20 protein-coding genes and 2 pseudogenes are annotated in these 20,754 nt (G+C 35.2%); 17 read left to right on the top strand and 5 right to left on the bottom strand.

Annotated elements, in window-relative coordinates:
- Positions 1 to 42: 42 nt before the first annotated feature.
- The 12 genes and pseudogenes from NG809_RS09700 to tsaB all read left to right on the top strand — a co-directional run.
- A pseudogene (locus tag NG809_RS09700) lies at positions 43 to 297 on the top strand (thrombospondin type 3 repeat-containing protein); the annotation flags it as partial.
- 889 nt (positions 298 to 1,186) lie between these two features.
- Entirely contained in the window at positions 1,187 to 1,930 is a 744-nt protein-coding gene (locus tag NG809_RS09695) for a hypothetical protein (RefSeq protein ID WP_262150150.1), read from the top strand.
- A 133-nt stretch (positions 1,931 to 2,063) separates the two neighbouring features.
- A pseudogene (locus NG809_RS09690) lies at positions 2,064 to 2,315 on the top strand (thrombospondin type 3 repeat-containing protein); the annotation flags it as partial.
- Positions 2,316 to 2,978: 663 nt separating this feature from the next.
- On the top strand, positions 2,979 to 5,129 hold the full coding sequence (rnr, locus tag NG809_RS09685) for a ribonuclease R (RefSeq protein ID WP_262150148.1): 2,151 nt from the start codon (positions 2,979 to 2,981) through the stop codon (positions 5,127 to 5,129).
- A gap of 139 nt (positions 5,130 to 5,268) precedes the next feature.
- On the top strand, positions 5,269 to 5,955 hold the full coding sequence (locus tag NG809_RS09680) for a LysE family translocator (RefSeq protein ID WP_262150146.1): 687 nt from the start codon (positions 5,269 to 5,271) through the stop codon (positions 5,953 to 5,955).
- Positions 5,956 to 6,058: 103 nt separating this feature from the next.
- Complete coding sequence (locus tag NG809_RS09675) at positions 6,059 to 6,988, top strand: S66 peptidase family protein (RefSeq protein WP_262150145.1); 930 nt, start codon at positions 6,059 to 6,061, stop codon at positions 6,986 to 6,988.
- Position 6,989: 1 nt separating this feature from the next.
- Positions 6,990 to 7,343 (top strand): DoxX family protein, encoded by a 354-nt coding sequence (locus NG809_RS09670; RefSeq protein WP_262150143.1) that lies wholly within the window; start codon positions 6,990 to 6,992, stop codon positions 7,341 to 7,343.
- 44 nt (positions 7,344 to 7,387) lie between these two features.
- Positions 7,388 to 7,759 (top strand): YraN family protein, encoded by a 372-nt coding sequence (locus tag NG809_RS09665; RefSeq protein WP_262150141.1) that lies wholly within the window; start codon positions 7,388 to 7,390, stop codon positions 7,757 to 7,759.
- 61 nt (positions 7,760 to 7,820) lie between these two features.
- Positions 7,821 to 8,573 (top strand): SDR family NAD(P)-dependent oxidoreductase, encoded by a 753-nt coding sequence (locus NG809_RS09660; RefSeq protein ID WP_262150139.1) that lies wholly within the window; start codon positions 7,821 to 7,823, stop codon positions 8,571 to 8,573.
- A gap of 36 nt (positions 8,574 to 8,609) precedes the next feature.
- Complete coding sequence (locus tag NG809_RS09655) at positions 8,610 to 9,038, top strand: hypothetical protein (protein ID WP_262150138.1); 429 nt, start codon at positions 8,610 to 8,612, stop codon at positions 9,036 to 9,038.
- 26 nt (positions 9,039 to 9,064) lie between these two features.
- Complete coding sequence (locus tag NG809_RS09650; protein ID WP_262150135.1) at positions 9,065 to 10,069, top strand: virulence RhuM family protein; 1,005 nt, start codon at positions 9,065 to 9,067, stop codon at positions 10,067 to 10,069.
- Positions 10,070 to 10,184: 115 nt separating this feature from the next.
- The gene (gene tsaB, locus NG809_RS09645) at positions 10,185 to 10,865 is read left to right on the top strand and encodes a tRNA (adenosine(37)-N6)-threonylcarbamoyltransferase complex dimerization subunit type 1 TsaB (RefSeq protein ID WP_262150133.1); all 681 of its coding nucleotides are present in this window, start codon (positions 10,185 to 10,187) and stop codon (positions 10,863 to 10,865) included.
- A 15-nt stretch (positions 10,866 to 10,880) separates the two neighbouring features.
- On the opposite strand, the gene porW is transcribed toward tsaB, so the two are convergent.
- The 5 genes from porW to NG809_RS09620 all read right to left on the bottom strand — a co-directional run bounded on the left by porW (position 10,881) and on the right by NG809_RS09620 (position 16,339).
- Entirely contained in the window at positions 10,881 to 13,499 is a 2,619-nt protein-coding gene (gene porW / locus NG809_RS09640; RefSeq protein ID WP_262150131.1) for a type IX secretion system periplasmic lipoprotein PorW/SprE, read from the bottom strand.
- Positions 13,500 to 13,582: 83 nt separating this feature from the next.
- Entirely contained in the window at positions 13,583 to 14,137 is a 555-nt protein-coding gene (locus NG809_RS09635; RefSeq protein ID WP_262150130.1) for a Maf family protein, read from the bottom strand.
- Positions 14,138 to 14,188: 51 nt separating this feature from the next.
- On the bottom strand, positions 14,189 to 14,707 hold the full coding sequence (locus NG809_RS09630) for a KdsC family phosphatase (RefSeq protein WP_262150127.1): 519 nt from the start codon (positions 14,705 to 14,707) through the stop codon (positions 14,189 to 14,191).
- Positions 14,708 to 14,801: 94 nt separating this feature from the next.
- Entirely contained in the window at positions 14,802 to 15,557 is a 756-nt protein-coding gene (locus NG809_RS09625) for an SIMPL domain-containing protein (RefSeq protein WP_262150125.1), read from the bottom strand.
- 29 nt (positions 15,558 to 15,586) lie between these two features.
- Positions 15,587 to 16,339 (bottom strand): Rossmann-like and DUF2520 domain-containing protein, encoded by a 753-nt coding sequence (locus tag NG809_RS09620; RefSeq protein WP_262150123.1) that lies wholly within the window; start codon positions 16,337 to 16,339, stop codon positions 15,587 to 15,589.
- Between the two features lie 418 nt (positions 16,340 to 16,757).
- On the opposite strand from NG809_RS09620, the gene NG809_RS09615 reads away from it, so the two are divergent.
- The 5 genes from NG809_RS09615 (at position 16,758) to NG809_RS09595 (ending at position 20,731) form a co-directional block, all read left to right on the top strand.
- Positions 16,758 to 17,309 (top strand): RNA polymerase sigma factor, encoded by a 552-nt coding sequence (locus NG809_RS09615; protein ID WP_262150121.1) that lies wholly within the window; start codon positions 16,758 to 16,760, stop codon positions 17,307 to 17,309.
- A gap of 16 nt (positions 17,310 to 17,325) precedes the next feature.
- The gene (locus NG809_RS09610; protein ID WP_262150119.1) at positions 17,326 to 18,033 is read left to right on the top strand and encodes a hypothetical protein; all 708 of its coding nucleotides are present in this window, start codon (positions 17,326 to 17,328) and stop codon (positions 18,031 to 18,033) included.
- Between the two features lie 7 nt (positions 18,034 to 18,040).
- Entirely contained in the window at positions 18,041 to 18,535 is a 495-nt protein-coding gene (locus tag NG809_RS09605) for a hypothetical protein (protein ID WP_262150117.1), read from the top strand.
- A gap of 107 nt (positions 18,536 to 18,642) precedes the next feature.
- The gene (locus tag NG809_RS09600; protein WP_262150115.1) at positions 18,643 to 19,668 is read left to right on the top strand and encodes a hypothetical protein; all 1,026 of its coding nucleotides are present in this window, start codon (positions 18,643 to 18,645) and stop codon (positions 19,666 to 19,668) included.
- A 34-nt stretch (positions 19,669 to 19,702) separates the two neighbouring features.
- Positions 19,703 to 20,731, top strand: a complete 1,029-nt coding sequence (locus NG809_RS09595; protein ID WP_262150113.1) for a hypothetical protein — start codon at positions 19,703 to 19,705, stop codon at positions 20,729 to 20,731.
- Positions 20,732 to 20,754: the final 23 nt, after the last annotated feature.

Genomic DNA, 20,754 nt, shown 5'->3' with positions numbered 1-20,754 from the left:
AAAAAATGCAGAAAAGAATTCAGCAAAAAAGCATGTCTTTCAGATGAAGATAAAGACGGCGTTTTATTTTATTTAGACCGCTGTCCAAAAGAGTCCGGAACTATTAAAAATGATGGTTGCCCTTGGCCAGATACCGATGGAGATGGGGTTATAGACAAAGATGATGCATGTCCTTCAGCTGCAGGATCAGAAGAAAATAACGGTTGTCCCTGGCCGGATACCGATGGAGATGGGATTTTAGATCAAGATGATGCATGTCCTACTGTTCTAGGCGTAAAGGAAGAAAATGGCTGTCCAGGTGGAAAACTGGATTGTACTCAGTTTTATGAGGATGAAAAAAACAAATTTGAAAAATTCAGAGAAGATAATTCGACAATTGAAAATATTTATAATCAACTGATTGGCAAATTATTGATATACTTTGCTGAGAAAAATAAAGATATAAAAGTAGATTTAGTTCATTTGAAATTTATGGATTATGGTCCGTCATGTGTTTATTATTCAAGAAATTATGTTCCTACCTGTACAAGTAGCAGAAAAACAGATGAGTATAATTTTTTACTGACAAAATTCTGGAGTAAGGGAGCTTTGGAAAAATTTGTTCAGAAAAATAATGTTGCTGTATTCATCAGATATCCGTTTAAAGAATATGACAACAGTTTTAGTCCGGTTTTATCAGAAGAATTACACAATTATCTAAAATCAAATTCAACAGGAAGTACATCTTATATTTTTCCTCAGGGTCGGAAAAAAGTTAAAGAAAATGCAGTTACAATTGTCTTAGATGTAAGATTTTTGAGCCCTTATATTTTAGAAATAACATATACGCCCAGCTCTGGCGGATTGTATCCTGTTTCTAAAAAATTAGAATACAGTAATGGAAAATGGAAGGAATTGAAAGATTAAAATAAATACATAAATCAAAAAAATGATTGCAAACTAAATTTAATGAATTGATATATTTAAACTTTTAAATTACTGTAAATCAATTAAAAACATTTATTAATTTTTTATTTTATATATTTGCACCGTCCAACGGTAATTACCACACTGTTGATTCCATAAAATTTTCCAACTTCCAGAAGAAAATTTATCTCTCCTTCTCCACTTTTTTGTTTTAAATTTATACAGCATTAATATTAAATATTTGAATCAATATTTCAAATATTATGAAAACATCTGTTTTATGAAAATTTTCTTTTTGTTTATTTCCCTTTTCATATTTCTGTATAGTTTTTCACAAAAACCGAGAGATACGATTGGGATGGATCGATATGAAAAGGAAGCGGCGCAAGAGGATTTCAAAAAATGCAATGAACTGACAAATGATTTTAAAGGTGTATCATTTCAAACTCTAGAACAAATGATTTCTGATGAAATTATTTTTGCAAGTTCAAAAAGTAATATAGTTGTAAATTATCATCAACCGTTTTCAAAACATATGACAATCATAGATATTTATGACTATACACCGGTTTTCTGTAATTACAATAATCCGGCATATAATCAGTCTGATTTTTGGAATAAAAAAACTATAAGATATTTACATAGAAAATTCAGTGTCAATATGATTCCCTATTTGCCTCACAAAGGTGAATTTGTTAATAAGGAAACGGTTAAATCTAATGTTGATAAGAATGACAAAACAATTAAAGTATTTTTAAATCAGAAAAAGAGTGAAATTTCAGGTCATTCCAATGCAGATGATGGAGAAAAGTATCATTTCATTCCTGCAAAAGGATTTAGAGAAAGTAAATTAAATCTTAAGGATGGATCTTATCAGGAATTTGAGATCAATTTCAGAAATTATTTAGGTAAAATTATTACGGTGAAATATATTTATGATGAATATAAAGAAGTTTATAAAACCTATCAATACAAACTTCAGAAGTGGATAGAGATACCTACGACAGATAAGTATAAATTTTAAAACAAACTCAATGAAAACTTTTGTATCATTTTGCTTTTTATTTTCAATTTACCTCGCAAACGGACAGGAAATTGTTGACAAAGAAACATTCAAGAAATGCAGGAAAGAATTCAGCAAAAAGATTTGTCTTTCGGATGAAGATGGAGACGGTGTTTTGTTTTATTTAGACGGTTGTGCAAAAGAATCAGGTGTTGTAGAAAATAATGGTTGCAGATAGCCGGATTTTGATGGAGACGGTGTTTTAGATAAAAATGATGCCTGTCTGTCAGTTGCCGGACCCGAAGAAAATAATGGCTGTCCTTGGCCGGACACAGACGAAGATGGGATTTTGGATAAAGATGATGCATGTCCTACAGTTCCCGGTATTCCTGAGAACAATGGTTGTAAAGGAAGAGATTGCTCAGATGTGATTAAAAGAGAACAGGAAAGGTTGAAAAAATTACAGGAAGAAGCAAAAGAAATAAATTACAATACATTATCAGATAGAATTATAAAAGATATTGATTTTACCTTATTAAAAGAAAAAAATATAATTTATTTGGTTGATTATGAATTACTTGTATGTGGGACAGGACTAGAAAGTTCTTGTGGAGGATATTATGAAGCAACACCTATTTATAAAAACAGTGATTTTTGGACAGAGGAGACAATAATGAAGATTTATAATAAAACTAAAAAAAACTTCATTTTGGGAATGCTATTTGGCGGAATGGGAAGTGGAATTGAATTCGAAAATATTCCAAAAGATATTTCAAACCTGAATCTTAAAAACAGGAAAACTAAAATATTTAAAGAAGGTTCAGAAAACGAGGTTTTTATGTATTATAAGGCGAACGATACTCAACCGATAAAGACATTAAATGGACTTTTAATAAATATTAATAAAAATGATTTTGAAAAAAAAGTTAATGTTGAAATGCTTTACACGACATATCAGAATGATATTACTTTAAATGACAACATACATCACTTTAAAAGAAAATATTTAATATACCAATTTATAAACAATCAATGGGAATTGATTGAAACAAAACAAAATTTTTAAAAAATGCCAAAAAAGAAAAAATATATAAGTCAGAAAAACGATCATAAACTCGTGGAAATCGGAAGATTAATCATGAGATTTATGAATCAGAATCAAACCAAATTATATAATTACAAGCAACTCGCAGACGGGATTGATCACAAAAATCCGAGACAGCGCGAAATGGTGATTCAGGCTTTGCACAAATTACTGTCGAGCCAGAGAATTAAAGAAACCGAAAAAGGAAAATACAGCATCAATCTCAATATTGAAGGTACTTTAACGGGAACCATCGATTTTAACCAAAGCGGAAATGCCTACGTCACTGTAGAAAACATGAAAGACGATATTTTCGTACATGCGAAAAATGTGAAAGATGCTTTGCAGGGCGATAAAGTTTTAATAGTTACCTACAACTTCAAAGGAAAAAAACTCGAAGGTTCCGTTTTGGAAGTCTTGGAGAGAAAAAGATCAGAATTTGTGGGGACATTCCAACTCGTTCCTCACAAGGAATTTGGATTTGTTGTTTGCGATAAAAAGACGATCAATACAGACATTTTCATACCGAAAGGAAAGATAAATGGTGCGGAAAACGGCAATAAAGTCGTAGTAAAAATGACAGAATGGAAGCCCGGAGACAAAAATCCTGAAGGAGAAATCCTGCAGGTTCTTGGAAATCCAGGCGAGCACGAAACTGAAATCCACTCTATTCTTGCGGAATATGGTTTGCCATATGAATTTCCCGAGGAAGTAGAAAGAGATGCAGATAAGATCGACCGCAGAATTACAGACGAAGAAGCTGCAAAACGCTGGGATATGCGTGATGTTTTGACCTTCACGATTGACCCTAAAGATGCCAAAGATTTCGATGATGCCTTATCAATGAGAAAACTGGACAATGGCAACTGGGAAGTCGGCGTTCACATCGCAGATGTTTCTCACTACGTGATTCCGGGAACTATTCTGGATGATGAGGCTTACGAAAGAGCAACTTCGGTTTATTTGGTAGACCGCGTCGTACCGATGCTTCCGGAAGTATTGAGTAATGATGTTTGTTCGCTCCGTCCGAATGAAGATAAATATACATTCTCTGCTGTTTTTGAATTGAATGACAAAGCTGAAATCCAGAAAGAATGGTTTGGAAGAACCGTAATTCACTCCGACAGAAGGTTTACTTACGAGGAAGCTCAGGAAAGAATTGAGACCAAGGAAGGCGATTTGCAGGAGGAAATCAACACTTTGGCTGCTTTGGCAAAAATAATGCGTGGAGAACGTATCAGAAACGGTGCAATTACCTTCGACAGAAGCGAGGTTCGTTTTAATTTAGATGAAAATAATCAGCCAATTGGCGTTTACTTCAAAATCAGCAAAGATTCGAATCATTTGATTGAAGAATTTATGCTTTTGGCGAATAAAAAAGTATCGGAATTTGTTTCACTTAAAAAAGGAAGACCTAATCAAAATACCTTTATTTACAGGGTTCACGACGATCCGGATCCTGCTAAATTAGAGGCGTTGAGAGATTTTGTTTCCACTTTCGGGTACAAAATAGATTTGGCAAATACCAAAAAAGTCGCTGAATCATTGAATACTTTGTTAAAAGATGTCAAAGGAAAAGGCGAAGAAAATATGATCGAAACGTTGGCAATGCGAAGCATGAGCAAAGCGGTCTACTCTACCGAGCCGATTGGTCACTACGGTTTGGGATTCGATTATTATTCGCACTTTACCTCTCCAATCCGTCGTTATCCCGATTTGCTTGCACACAGATTGCTTCAGCATTATCTGGATGGCGGTAAATCTCCGGACAGAAACGAACTGGAAGAAAAAGCAAAACACTGCAGCGCAAGAGAACGTCTGGCTGCAGATGCAGAGAGAGATTCTATCAAATTCATGCAGGTAAAATTCATGGAAAAACATTTGGGAGAAACCTTCACAGGTGTGATTTCTGGAGTTGCAGAATTTGGTTTTTGGGTTCAGATTCCTGAAAATGGTGCTGAAGGTTTAATTAAACTCCGAGATTTGATGGATGATTCTTACACCTACGACAAAGCGACACATGCAGTCTATGGTTCCCGTACAGGAAACAGATATCAGCTGGGAGATGAGTTACAAATTAAAGTAATAAAAGCCAATTTAATTGCAAAACAGCTTGATTTTAAGATTGTTGAGTAGAGTTTAAATACTTTTAAAAAATAGAAGGCCGCAATTTGTGGTCTTCTTTTAGTTATAAAATAAATCAGATTTAAAAAAAATCATTTTTACAGACAAATAGAAATATAATTTTTTAAATTTGGGATAGAAACAATTTTGAATGTTTGAACTTGTATTTTCGGCCATTGGTCTGGGCTTTATGTTAAGTCTTGTTTTCATTGGTCCTATTTTTTTCCTGTTGATCGAAACCAGTTTTACAAGAGGTCCTAAACATGCTTTGGCATTGGATTTTGGCGTTATTACAGCAGATTTATTGTGTATTATTGCAGCCTATTATGCCAGTGCAGACATCGTAGATTTGATCGACAAACACCCCGGTTTTTACAGAATTACATCCATTCTTATTCTCAGTTACGGGATCATCATGATGGTGACAAAAACCAAAATGCACATGCCCGGCGAAGAAAAATTAATCAGTCAGAATTACTTTAAAACCTTTATCAACGGGTTTTTATTGAATCTTTTGAATGTCGGGGTAATTCTTTTTTGGCTGGTCACAGTGATTGGTGTAAGAAATCAATATCCAGACACAGAAACCTTGATTTTATACCTTGCTATCGTCATTTCGACCTATCTTCTGATTGATTTGGCTAAAATTTTCCTCGCAAAACAATTCCATTATAAACTAACCCAACGGTTGGCAAATAACATCAGAAAAGGCGTGGGAGTGGTGCTGATCATTTTCAGTTTCTTTATATTCCTGCAAAGTTTTAAGATGTTTAATCAGTTTGACAAACAGTTGGAAGAAGCTGAAAAGAAGGAATTAAAATATAAAAAGAATAAATAAGCCAGTCGATTTTAATCAGAAATTAATTATCGCTTTTATATTGAAAAACACAAATAACATTAAAAACAGCGATTAGATATAACTACAGAAACAATCAGTACAGATGAAAAAAATATTTCCAAAACCGCTTAAAAAAGGTGACAAAGTAGCCATCATTTCTCCCGCAGGAGCCGTTGAGCCCTCTCAATTGGAAAAAGGAATTCAAATGATAAGAACTAAAGGTTTTGAACCTGTTTTAGGAGAAAATCTTTACACAAAATTCTTTAACGGATACAATTATGCCGGAACTGAAGAGCAAAGGATCACCGACGTCAATTGGGCTTTAAATCATCCTGAAATTTCAGCAATATGGGCTTCACGAGGCGGTTACGGATGTCAGCATTTGATTGAGAATTTAAACTTAAAAGGTTTCAGCAAAAATCCAAAATGGTATATAGGTTACTCGGATAATACGGTTATTCAAAGCTATTTGCTTAAAAAAGGTTTCGCATCAATCCACGGACAAACCATCAAAACGTCAAGTTTCGGTGTAACAGATGAAAGTTATGATTTAACCTTTAATATTCTGAAAGGAAAGCCTTTAAAATATACTTTAAAATCGAACCAGTTTAACAAAGATGGAAATGTAGAAGGTGAATTGGTTGGCGGAAATTTAGCGTTAGTTTACGCACTTTTAGGAACAAAATATTCTTTTGATTTTAAAGATAAAATTTTATTCATAGAAGATATCGGCGAAAACTTTTATGCTTTAGACAGAATGATCATGAGCCTTGAATTGGCTGGAGTTTTTACCAAAATTAAAGGTTTAATTATCGGAGGAATGACCAATATGGGCGACGAAAAAGAGAACAAACAATACGATGAAAGCTTTGATGAATTTGCCTATAAATTAATTTCAGACAGAATTTCAAAATATAGTTTTCCTGCTGTTTTCGCGTTTCCAAACGGACATATTCACAACAATATTCCATTGATTTTGGGAGCGGAAGTTTCTTTGAAAGCCGGAAAAAATGTATCATTAACGTTTAAATAAAATGATGTTTTACTCAAAATTTGTACTCGCATTTTTCCTGATTTCAGCTGGGATTTTCCATTTTGTAAAACCTCAGTTTTTCATGAAAATTATGCCCGACTATATTCCTATGCACTTGCAAATGGTTTACATCAGTGGTTTAGTAGAAATTCTGTGTGGCACTCTCCTGCTTTTCCCCGAAACACAAAAGTTGGGAGCATACCTTTCTATCGCATTATTTATCGCAGTTTTTCCTGCCAATATAGAGATGGCAAGAAAGTTTTACGAAATCCATCACAAGTATTTTTGGCTGACGGTTTTGAGACTTCCATTGCAGATTGTTTTGATTTGGTGGGCGTATCAGTTCAGAAAATAAAGAAAAAACTCTCATACACTCCAACGCTAAAACTCTCCCACCCGATGGCAGATCACAACGAATTAGGAAAAGAAGCAGAAAAACTTGCAGCAGAATATTTACTTAAAAATGAATATAAAATTCTAGTGAGAAATTTCCGTTTTAAAAAGAATGAAGTGGATATCATAGCAGAAAGAGATAATCTGATTGTTGTAGTTGAAGTGAAAGCCCGTTCGACAGATTTCTTTATTTTGCCTCAGGAAGCTGTGACCAAGGGAAAAATCAAATCAATTGTTTTGGCTGCCAATCATTTTATGGAAGAATTTAATAAAAATCAGGAAGTAAGATTTGACATTATTTCCGTTCTTCCAGACTCAAAGGGTAACTTAGAAATTGAACATATTCCGGATGCTTTTCAGGCATTCGACGCGAATTAAAATCAATGTATAAAGTATTTTCGTACTTTGTACAATGTACAATCATACATTTTACAACAAAATGAAAACAATACTCATCACCGGAGCCACTTCCGGAATCGGAAAAGCTACAGCAGAGCTTTTTGCAAAACAGGGCAACAGAATCATTATTTGCGGAAGAAGGTCAGATGTTTTAGAATCTGTAAAAAAAGAATTATCAGCTTTTACCGAAATATTTAGTTTAAACTTTGATGTCCGCAATTTGGAAGAAGTTGAAAATGCTATTGCCTTACTCCCTGAAGAATGGAAAAACATAGATGTTCTCATCAACAATGCCGGCAATGCACATGGATTAGAGCCTTTATCAGCAGGAAGTACAGACGACTGGGATAATATGATTGACGGAAATGTAAAAGGACTTTTATATGTTTCAAAAACGCTTATTCCCATGATGAAAGAAAGAAGTTCTGGGCAAATTATCAATATCAGTTCAGTTGCAGCAAGACAGACGTACGCAAACGGCGTTGTATACTGTGCCACCAAGAAAGCGGTCGACGTTATTTCTGAAGGAATGAGAATCGAATTGACAGAATTTGGAATTCGGGTTACCAATATCCAGCCTGGCGCAGTGGAAACAGATTTTTCTTTAATCAGATTTAAAGGTGATCAGGAAAGAGCTGCAACTGTTTACGCAGGTTATGAAGCATTGAAAGCTGAAGATATTGCCGATGCAATTGCTTACTGCGTCAACGCACCACAGCACGTGACGGTTTCAGATATGACGATTTATCCGAGCGCTCAGAGCGAACCGAGAACGATTTACAGAAAAGGATAATTCAATTTGAAAATGGGTCAATTTGAGAATTTGAAAATGAGATTTTTGTGTGGAATACTTTTATCCTTCTCACTTTCAGCATTTTCTCAAAAATATTCAAAAGCGGAAAAAGATGTTTTGATTCAGGCTAAAAAGTTGGATTCGCTGATGAAAAACAACGATTCTGAGATTGTAAATTTATTCGCCAAAGATGTTTCTTTCGGCCATTCAAACGGCTGGATTCAGAATCTGGATGACTTCAGAAAAGATTTTTTTTCAAAAAAAGTGATGTACAGAAAGATCGCTCAAACTGAAGTTTCCGAAATTAAAAAATATAAGAATACTGTAAGCCTCAGAAGAATAATCAGTGTACAAGGTTTATACAAAAATCAGGATTTTGAAATGAAGCTCGGAGTACTCGAAATCTGGATTAAAATGAAATCTGAATGGAAATTATGGAGCCGCCAAAGTGTGGAAATAAAATGATAAATTTGTTGTAAAACGAACAAATAATGAACGAGGATTTTCAAAAATTTTTAATTTATCAGACGCCTAACAACGAAGTTAGGGTAGATGTTTTTCTTCAGAATGAAACCGCGTGGCTTACTCAAAAGTCGATGGCGGCATTGTTTGATGTTGACAGAACGGTAATCACGAAGCATCTTCAAAATATTTATTTTGAAGAAGAATTGGATAAAGAATCAACTAGTGCAAAAATTGCACAGGTTCAAATTGAAGGTGAAAGAAACGTTACCAGAAACATTGAATATTATAATCTCGACGCCATAATTTCCGTTGGTTATCGTGTAAATTCAGCTAAAGCCACGCAATTTAGAATCTGGGCAACAAAGACTTTAAAGGAATTTCTCATCAAAGGTTTTGTAATGGATGATGAACGTTTGAAGCAGGGACAAACGGTTTTTGGTAAAGATTATTTCAAAGAATTACTGCAGAGAATCCGCTCGATTCGTGCGAGTGAGAGACGAATTTATCAACAGGTAACAGATATTTTTGCAGAATGCAGTATTGATTATGACAGAAATGCTGCGGTGACTAAAAATTTCTATGCAACGGTGCAGAATAAATTTCATTTTGCCATCACAGGAAAAACCGCAGCTGAAATTATATATAAAAATGCCGACAGCAAAAAGGAAAATATGGGTTTAACAACCTGGAAGCATTCTCCGGAAGGAAGAATTTTAAAATCTGATGTTGTCGTTGCTAAAAACTATCTCTCAGAAAAGGAAATTCAGCAGCTCGAGCGAACAGTTACAGGATATTTCGATTACATTGAAGGTTTAATTGAAAGGGAAAATACTTTTACCATGGAAGCTTTGGCTGAAAGTGTGAATAAGTTTTTAAACTTTAATGAATACAAAATTCTTGAAGGAAACGGAAAAGTATCGAAAATTGTCGCCGATAAAAAAGCAGTCATTGAATATGAAACATTCGATAAAACCCAAAAAATAGTTTCTGATTTTGATAAAGAAATAAAGAGATTAGGAAAAGATATTTAAGCGTAAACTTTTACATTTTGTAAACTTTCGAAGGTCTTTCATTCAATCATTTCTTTTGGTACTTTTGTGATATAAAAATAAACTTGCTAAAAAGTCTTATTTTAAATTTAATTAAATGAAAATCCTATACCTCGAAACCTCTTCAAAAAACTGTTCAGTAGCCATTTCAGATAATGAAAAGCTGCTATGCGTGGCAGAAGAAGTTTCAGAAAATTATAAACAGTCGGAATCATTACACACTTTTGTAGAATGGGCGTTGGAAGGAGCTGAAATTACTTTAAAAGAAATCGATGTCGTTTGCCTTGGAAAAGGTCCGGGCTCGTATACTGGTTTGCGAATTGGTGCAGCTTCTGCTAAAGGCTTTTGTTACGGCTTAAATATTCCTTTGATTGCAGTCAATTCTTTGGAAAGCATGAAAGAGCCTTTTATAGGGAAAAACTATGATTTGGTTATCCCTTTGGTCGATGCAAGGCGAATGGAAGTTTACACGGCTGTTTACGACGGAATTTCAGGAGAAGAATTGAGTCATACAGAAGCAAAAGTTTTGGATGAAACCTCATTTCATGAATTTAAAGACAAAAAAGTACTTTTTGTGGGCGACGGAGCTGCAAAAGCAAAAGATATTCTGAAGTTGGAATATGCTGAATTTAATGAAAACATCTACCCTTCCGCAAAATATCTGGTTAATAAAACTTTAGAAAAAATAAAAGCCAAAGATTTTGAGGATATTGCTTATTTCGAGCCCTTTTATCTGAAAGATTTCCACGGAGTTAAAAAGAAAAAAAGCGAAGAATAATCTTCGCTTTTTTATTTATTTTGGTTTTGCAGGAACTGCATTCGGGTTTGTCATATTAAAATTCGGATTGTTTCCCTGAGGTTGTTTATCCGTAGGTTTCGTCTGAATCGTATTCTGCGTTGGCGGTGTAGAATTAGGCATATTTCCCATCGGAATTCCCGGAGCTCCCATCAATGGCGCCTGCTGACCTGTAGATTGCTGCGGTTGATTCTGGAAATTTCCAGGTGCCTGAACCTGACCTGGAGGTAAAGTGTTTCCTTGATTGTCTGTGGTCTGAAATGCCAGATCACTTTTCAGATAATTCAGCATCTGCTTTGCCTTTTCGCCTTCAGGAGTCTTACCGTAATTTAAAACAATCTGTTCCAGCTGTAGAATCATCACCTCTTTTCCACTCGATTTTCCTGCATTAAAAGCATTCAAAAGAGACAGTTTAGGCACCAGAGCATCCTTAGGGTTTTTCTGAATTGCCTGTTCAATTAATGTCTGACTTTCGCCAAATTTTTCAGATTCATATAGGGCAAAGGCCATTTTATATTCGTTCTCAGTATCAGCGGATGATTTTACAAACGTATTGTTCTTCGGATTTCTGGCAAATTCTGCGTATGAAGTGTACGGATAATCTTTTAAAAGAATCTGTTTTGCACGCTCAGCTACCTGCGGATTTTTTTCATAATTCATCGCAAAAATCTCATACAGAGCCTGCAACATTACTTTTTCTTCAGGTTTTACATCCACCAGATCATAAAGCGTTTTCGTAGCCAAAGGAGTGTTGGTAAAGTAATTCTGATACATCACGCCTAAGCCTAAAGAAGCTGTATCTCTGTCTTTTTTCAGCTGACCGAGTTTTCCTGCATCGGTAGGAATTTGCTCGATATAATAAGCCGGTTCAAAACGTCTCGGATTAGGTACGGAAGTTACACCTAAAGCCTCATTTTTCATATCTTCAATCGTCGCCATTTTTTTGGAAAAACGCCAGTTGTCTGAAAGTGCCCTGTCACCCCAAACCTGCTTAAACGTTGAAGTCCCTTTACTCACTGTTCCGGTATTGCTGAAATAGAAACCTTTATTGCTTACTCCGAAATCTTCAAAAGTATTTCCAGAGTTGGCAAACATAGAATTGGCACTGTAATCTCCGGTGTCAAAGCCTTTATTTCTTTCTGCTCTTCTTCTCTCAAGCTCCTCTTTTTCTTCCCGAAGTTTTAGCTTTGCAATATGTTTGTTAAAAAACTCTGTCTTTTGTTCAGGGCTGAGTTTTGCCAGCGACAAAATACTGTCATTTTTCTTAATCAGATAATAGTTAACTGAAATTTTTTTGATGTATGTACTTTGGTCTTTCAGTAAAACTTTTGAAGGTTCATAAGTCATCACAGCCAGGGCGGAATCGTAATAAGCTCCCGCACCGATGTAATCGTTTTTATCCAAATAATTCTTACCGATTTCGTAATAAGCAAGACCTCTCACCTGTCCGTCTGAAACTGCTTCTTTTAAAGATTTTCTGAAAAATTCCTGCCCTTCGTCTTTCTTTCCGGCATTACTAGCCATTAAACCTAAGGCGTAGTAAAATTCATTTTTTCGTGAGCCGTAAGTTCCTTTTTTGCTTATTTTCTCAAGATATTCTCTCGCACCGTCGTAGTTTCCTTTTCCGTTAAAAGTTTTGGCAATCTGAATCTGGGATTTTACTTCAAACTCAAAATCGTTGGCATATTTGTAGGCAGCCATGAAACTTTCCCTTGCTTCATCATTTTTGCCCAATTCCTGCTCCACCTGCCCTTTCAGGAAAGCAATTCTGCTTTTCAGCTGTCGGTTGCCGTTTAACGCATAGGCACGGTTGAGTTCTTCGAGAGCTTCTGCTTTTTTACCATTATCCAGCAAAGCTTCAGAACGGTAAATGCTTAAAAGTTTATCATAATCCTTTTTTAAACCTTCATTTTTTATCTGTCCCCAGATCTGTTCAGATTTGTGGAAATTATTCATTTTGGCATAAGCAAGACCTTCATAAACTTTGGCTAAAGGAAGTCTTTTATCTTCCTTCATGTGCGTGTAAACATAATTGAGCGCGTCTAAAGCCTGAAGATTTTTTCCCTGATAAATTCTTGACTGAACCAAAATAATATAAGCGTCAAAAATAGTTTTGTTAACCTCCTCATTTTTTCGGATAACTGAATATTTATTGATGGCCTTTAAAGCCTTTGCTTCAGCAATTTCAAGAATTGTTGCTCCTTTTGTGACTGGCTGGTTTGGATTTTGTGATCCCTGCCCTCCCATCATTGGGCTGTTGCCTCCGGGAGCACCTGGCATACCCGGAGGACCTTGTGGCCTTCCTCCATTTTGCGGGCGGTTTACCTCTGCCATTTTCATTGAGTTTTCTGCAAAAGCGGCAGATTGTCCCAAATCACTTCCCAAAGGTTGCTCGTCATAGGTTAAAATAGGAATGTAAGGCGCATAAAAATTGTCTTTATGAGCTTTGTCTCTATTTTCAAACTCCGTATTCAAAGCATCCTTTGCATTGAAAAGCGTGTTGTAATATGTTGAAAATCCTTTAATGAACTTCGATCTCGCTTCCGGCTTTTTTACTTTCGTAGAACAGGAAACAACGAGAATCGCTGTTAAAAGGAATAAGATATTCTTTTTCATTATCTATTATAACTCTCTAATCTGCTTTTTATTATCGCAGAATGATGATTTTGTAAAAATAACAAATTTTTATTTGGAATTTTTTAAATATTTTTTAAAATCTTGTAAACGAGATGTGTGGGAAGTCCCATTATCGTATAATAACTTCCTTTTATGTTTTTAATTTTTGCCATTCCGAGCCATTCCTGAATTCCGTAGCTGCCAGCTTTGTCGAATGGATGATAGTTTTTGATGTAAAAATCAATTTCCTCATCAGAGATTTCATCAAATTCCACATCTGCAACGTCTGTTTCAGTGATGGTTTTATCTAAACTTTTCACTGTAATGGCTGTGTACACCTGATGTGTTTTTCCTGACAAAAGTTTCAGCATTTTTCTTGCTTCATTTTCATCCGAAGGTTTCCCCAAAAACTGATTTTCTACCGCGACAACGGTATCTGCTGTTATCAGCACTTCATCGTCAGCCAAATCTCTGAAAGCGTTGGCTTTTAATTCAGATAAGTAGGCGGCAGACTCTCCCACTTTCACATTTTCAGGAACAATTTCTTCGCAGTCAATTTTCAAGACTTCAAAACCAAAACCTAAGCTGGATAAAAGTTCTTTTCTTCTGGGCGACTGTGATGCAAGTAATATTTTCATCGGTATTTATGAATGATAATTGATAAAAGATGATTGATTTTTAAAATAGATCTAAACAGACTGTGTATTGTCATCATGCCACTTACCCTGCACTTTCATTACCTGCTCAATCACATCCCGTACTGCCCCGCTTCCACCTTTTACAGAAGAAATGTAATCTGAAATATTTTTCACTTCCGGAACGGCATTTTCTGGGCAGGTCGCAATCGCTGAATTTTCCATCATGTGAATATCAGGAAGGTCATCTCCCATCGTCAGAATATTTTCGTTCTTAAGTTTGTATTTCTTTTTAAAGTCTTCATATTCAACCATTTTGTTGTGTGATTTAGGATAATAGTCTTCAATTCCGAGATAGTTGATTCTGTGTTTTACCATTTCGTCATTTCCACCTGTAATTACACCGATTAAATAATCATTTTTTAAAGCTTTCACTACTGCATAACCATCCAAAACATTCATAACTCGGGACATATTTCCTCCAGGCATCAGGTAAACGCTTCCGTCTGTAAAAACACCGTCTACATCAAAAACGAATGCTTTTATATCTTTTAATTTTTCTTTATAACTCATTTTAGTTGATGATTGATAAATGATTATTGATGAATGATAATAGATTCAGGTCAATTGCATTCACTTATCGTTTTTATTTTATTTTTAAATTATTTTAATCAAGATTATACGTCAGTCTTACCGTGATTCTCGCTGATTTTTCTTTGCTTGAAGTGTCAAAATTTCCGCCGTAGCTGTCTTCGTCTGTAGAACCTTTTGCTGTAATCTGAAAAACGCCCATCGAAGCATCTTTAAGTTTTCCTAAATCTCCATCGGCACTTTCTACAATTTTTTCAGCTCTTTCTTTGGCATCTTTTGATCCGGCTTGAATTAAACTGTGTTTTAATGAAGAAAGATCTGAATAAGTGTATTGAGCTGCGGATGGCTCAAACTGTACTCCACTGTTGATAAGTTCGGCAGTTTTATCCATCACCGTTTCGATTTTTTTCATCAGATCCGGATTTTTCTTTGCTCTGAAAAACACATTTTGCGAAGCTCTGTAGCCATCAAAAATTTCTTCTGACCTTTCTGTTCCGTCTGCATCTTTTGTGGAAACGGTACGGTATGATTTTGAGAAATTCACACCACCAAAAGCAAATTCTCCTGCTTTGAAACCTTTGCTGTAGAAAAAAGCTTTTACCTTTTCTTTGTCCTGTGAAATCAAACTGTATGCTTCTTTTGCATCCATTGCACTGGCATCAAAACTTCCTCCCCAACTGATTTCATCCGATATAAAATCTTTGGAACCCAGTCCGGTAACGGAAATGGTATCCTGTTTTAAATTTCTGTTTTTAAAACTTGAGCCTAGAATAAGTGCTGTAATTACAATTGCAAATCCGATGATGAGAGAACGGATGACGTTGGTATTCATATTATTTGGTTTTCATCAAAGTTAAAACTTTATGGCAATTGGTACATTTTTTTGATGGAAAGATTTAAGGTTTTATAAATGTCGAGACTTTCATCCTTTAAAAGATTTTCATGAAGTTCCAGAACCCGTTTGTCATTTCTTACGGCTGGTCCGGTTTGGGCTGATTCAGGGTCAATCTCATGTATTTTCTGAAAAGTTTCATCGATCAATGGCAAAAAATAATCAAAAGGAATTTCCTGAGCATCTGAAATCTCTTTGGCTCTGGAAAAAAGGTGATTCACAAAGTTGCAGGCAAACACTGCCGTGAGATGGATGTATTTTCTTTTTTCATACGTACTTTCCATCACATTTTCTGAAATTTTAGTGGCCAAATCCGTCAAGATTTTCTGATCTTCCTCATTTTCAGTTTCAATAAAAAAAGGAATTTTTGAATAATCTAAATCTTTTGATTTTGAAAAAGTCTGCAAAGGATAAAAGCTTGATTTTCTGTAGTCTCCAACCAAAATTTCTTTAGACAAAGATCCTGAAGTATGTGCAACGAGACAATCTTTCTTTGTAATTAAATGTGAAACATTTTCTACCGAACTGTCGCTTACGCAAATCAGATACAAATCAGCATCTTCCGGTTTTTCGGTTGAAAACGGGATATTTAATTTTGAAGAAATTTTTTGAAGTTCAGTTTCGTTTCTTCCGAAAATCTGAGCGACAGGAATTTTATTTAAAACAAAAGCTTTCGCCAGATGATAGGCGACATTTCCGGAACCGATGATTACAATTTGCATAAAACAAAGATAGAAATTTTGGTTTTGAAAACGAATTGATGAACTGTATTAAAGTTTTTTAAACCATTAAGATCTTTAAGTTTTTAAGGATCATTATGCTTTAGATTTTTTAAGATTTACCGGGGTAAAACATTAAGGCAATGTAAATTTGAACAAGAAAGTTTCTAACGTTCTTTTGATGTTATGGAAACATGCAAAACTTTGAGCTTTTTTGGACTTCTTAAAGAATTTTTCCAAGCTTTTCTTTGCGACTTTGTGGTTTAAAAATTAGCAATTAAGAGTGGATAATTTTAATTTCAATATATTTAGGTTTAAATGTAATCTCTTTTTTAAACTAATAATAATTTAATGGGCTCAAAATTGAAGAAGTAATTTAACTTTCAGCTATTTTTGTAATCCAAAACAATGAAAGCATCTTATGAAGAATAAAGACGCGGAAATAATTTCGTTGATGCAAGACCCGAAAACTCGTGAAAAAGGAGTTCGTGCTTTGATGGATGCTTACCAAAGCCGGCTGTATTGGCACATCAGGAGGATAATCGTGGATGGCGATCTGGCTCAGGATACTTTGCAGGAAACGTTTATTAAAGCTTATCAGAATTTTCATCAGTTCAAAAATGACAGTCAGTTGTACACCTGGCTGTACAGAATTGCAACCAATGAATCTCTGCAACAGCTTAACAAGCTTAAAAAAATGCAGAAGACAGATGAAGATCCTGATTATCACATGCAGAATCTTGTGGCAGACAATGCAGGAACCGATGCAGAAGATATACAGATTTTGCTGCAAAAAGCGATACAGAGCCTGCCCGAAAAGCAGAAACTTGTCTTTACGATGAGGTATTATGATGATCTTCCTTACGAGGAAATCTCAAAAATTGTGGATATGTCTGTTGGCACCTTGAAGACCAATTATCATTACGCCAAACAGAAAATAGAAGAGTATATAAAAGAAAATTTCGAAAAATAATTTTCAAAACCAAAACATGAAAGACTTCGATATAGAAAAATTAGAACGGAAAGACATTTACAATGTTCCGGATAATCTGTTTCAGAATATTCAGGATCAGGTGTTGACCGAAGTGAATGGTTTCGATATTGAGAAATTAGAGCGCAAAAACATTTACAGCGTTTCAGAAGGTTTATTTGAAGCTATTCAGAACAATGTAATGACAGAAATAAATGGTTTTGATGTTGAAAAACTCGACAGAAAAAACATCTATACAACTCCTGAGCATTTATTTGAAGATATTCAGAGCAATGTATTGGCAGAGATTAAGGTGGAGAAAAAAGCTCCGATTATCAGACTCAATTGGGCGTATACCGCAGCAGCATGTATTGCTTTGGTTTTTGGTGGATCTCTTGTTTATAACGGCATTTCAGACACTTCACCGGTAAACACACTGGCAGAAATTACACCTAAAAAGGAAAGCCAGATTGCTTATGAAACTTTACAGGCAGATTTAACTTCTGTAGAAACCAATAATCAAATAGCTGAAGATCAAAATATAAAACCTGTCGTAAGAACTGCTGTGCAGAATGTGGATCATTCTAAAAATGTGAAAACGGTAACAGCATCAGCCAAACAGACAGAAAAACAGATGAACGAATATCTGGATTCTTTTACCAGTTCTGAAATTGCAGATCTTGCAGTAAACGGTAATCAGGATGTGTATTTGGATCTTTATAACTAAACAGAAGATGAAAAAACTTTTTTTAATATTATTTGCGTTCTGCAGTCTTGGAATCTATGCCCAGAAAGAGTACGACTGGAAGAAGATGGATCCCAAGCAGCGCAAAGAAATTATCAATAAAATGTCACCGGAAGAAAGGAAGGCTTTGCTTATCAAATTCCGGAATAATATGGTGCTGGAGCAGTTGAATATTGATGCCGACGATAAGGAAGAATTCACAAAACTGTACAATGAATATATGGATAAGCAGAAACAGATTAAATCACAGTTTGATTCTGATTTTAATCCTGAAACGCTTTCTGAAGAAGAAGCCAAAACAAAATTGAATCAAAGTTTTGATGTAGGACAACAGATGCTGGATAACAGAAAAGAATATGCAGAAAAAATGCAGAAAGTAATCCCTTGCCAAAAGGTGTTGAAGCTTTTTAATTCTGAGTCGATGATGAGAGATAAAATGAACGAAAGAAAACCTCACGGAAACAAAAAAGGCTCAACACCGTAAAAGCAGTCTACATAATAGTTTATTTTTTTAATGTTTGAACGACCCTCGCAATTGATTTTGTGAGGGTCGTTTGATTTAAATTCATACTTTTGAGATAAAATTTAGAAATGACAAAATTTATCTTTCTGTTACTGCCGTTTCTGGCCTTTTCGCAGAAAACCGAAACTATTGATCTTTCAAAATCAATTAAAAACAGCAAAGCAAATTATAAGAGCTTCACAGTAATCGATAAAAGATCCAATCCGGAGATTGGCTCGGTGGTGTATCATAAAGATCAGGTCAATCTGGTTTTCGAAAACAATGCTGAAACAGATTTTAAGAACTGGTTTTACAAATACAATCCTGTGCGAGGAAACGAAGAACTGGTTCTGCTTCTCGAAAATATTGCGCTTACTGAAGATAAACAGGAAAAATTTTCCATCGGAAAACTTGAAATCCGGGCAAGTACGTTTATCAAAAAAGAAGATGGATATCATTTTCTTTACCGTAAAGATACTGTGACCACGGTTTCGTCCCGTACAACGCCTTATCTGGCGCAAAGTCTTTCTAAGAAACTGACGCTGACTTTCACAGAACTGATGAAAAAATCATACGAAGCTAAACAATGGGATTTTGCAGTGTCAGAAACTGAACTTCCAAATTATACCACAGTTTTGAAAGATAAACTGGAAATTCTGAAGACAGACGAACTTAAAGAAGGTGTTTACAAAGATTACTACAGCTTTTTTACGCACAAGCCTGAGCAGGGATTTACGATTGAAACCGACAAAAAAGGTGTTGTTACAAAAGCCGTTAACGGAGATAAGAAAGAGCCCATCAGAAATTATTATGCATTTGTTCATAATGGTGTTCCGTTTAAAACGATTCCTGTTGGTTATGTTGAGATTTTCAGAGACGATCAGGGACTTTTCATTGAAGCTAAAAAAGAGGAACTTTACCCCGAATCAAATTCTCCAATGATTATGCTTGGTGGCGGTGTGGCGGGTATCATCGGTAGTGTAGTTGCCAATGTTGCCATTACGGCAATTGATGCCAAAGCTGCAAAAAAGAGGAGTGCTATGGCCGGATCAGAAGTAATTCTTGATCCTTTGACTGGAAATTATATTTTGCCACAGGACTTTATGAAAAAATAGATCAATTTTTATTGGAAATTTAATCACATGTAAGATGAAGAAAATACTTTTATTCCTCTTTGCTACTGTACTTTTATCTGCGCAGGAAACGGTTAATATCGATTTAAAACAAAGCTTAAAAGATAAGAGTTCTCGCAAAAGATCTCTTAATGTAAAGGATCTTAGACAGGATAAAAATGTTGGGTCAATAACGAATAAGAGAGGAACTGCTGATATAAAACTTGCTGAGCAGGATGTAAGTGATTTTTTGTCAAAGAAATTTTCAGAAGATAATAAAACGGGTGGGAGTAATGATATTACCATTCTTCTTGAAGAACTGAAAATTTACAATGAACAGGCTCCTAATGATGTAATGAACTTTGCAAAAGCTAAAATAAGAATCTCCAGTTTTCTGAAAAGAAATGATAAGTATTATTTCATAGATCGGTTTGACAATGTTTTTGTAGAATTAAATTCAGATTCCAAAGTGGCAAAAAATCTGGCTCAGACCACCTCTGAAATCATCACAGAATTTATAAAAAATTCTTACACAAGTCCCGTCTTGAGCTACTATATTCCGGAAAAGGAGTTGGAGAATTACGACGCCTATCTTTCAAAAAATAATAAAGCACTGAATGGAAATATTTTAAAAGATGGAGTTTACTTTAATTTTAAAACTTTTTTTGAACAGACTCCCGACCCAAATCACATCTTAGTAAAAAACAAAAAAGGTGAAGTGAAAAAGATAGACAACAGGCAGGACCTCAGTATTTCTATGGCTGAAGTTTTCTGTTATGTAGATAATGGAATTCAGTATATCGGTACGGCAACAGGATTTAATGAAGTTAAAAAAGACAACTCCAGAAGTTATATAATGGCTTCGAGAGCTCAGATGTTTCCGGAAAAAATGGGAACAGGTGCGTTGGTAGGAGCAATGGCCGGAGGCATGGTTGGCGCAGCTATTGGTGTGGCAATCGATTCCGGCTCCAGCAGAAAAGTGACTAAAGGATATGGGTTTAAAAACGGAACGATAACAAAAATATACATTGACCCGCTCACAGGAGATTTCGTCTTTACAGAATAAAAAAATTGCCTCGTTTTCTGAGG

The sequence above is a fragment of the Chryseobacterium foetidum genome (assembly GCF_025457425.1).
GTDB lineage: Bacteria > Bacteroidota > Bacteroidia > Flavobacteriales > Weeksellaceae > Chryseobacterium > Chryseobacterium foetidum.
Note: the sequence above shows the minus strand (reverse complement) of the source record. Positions and strands in the feature narration are given on the sequence as shown.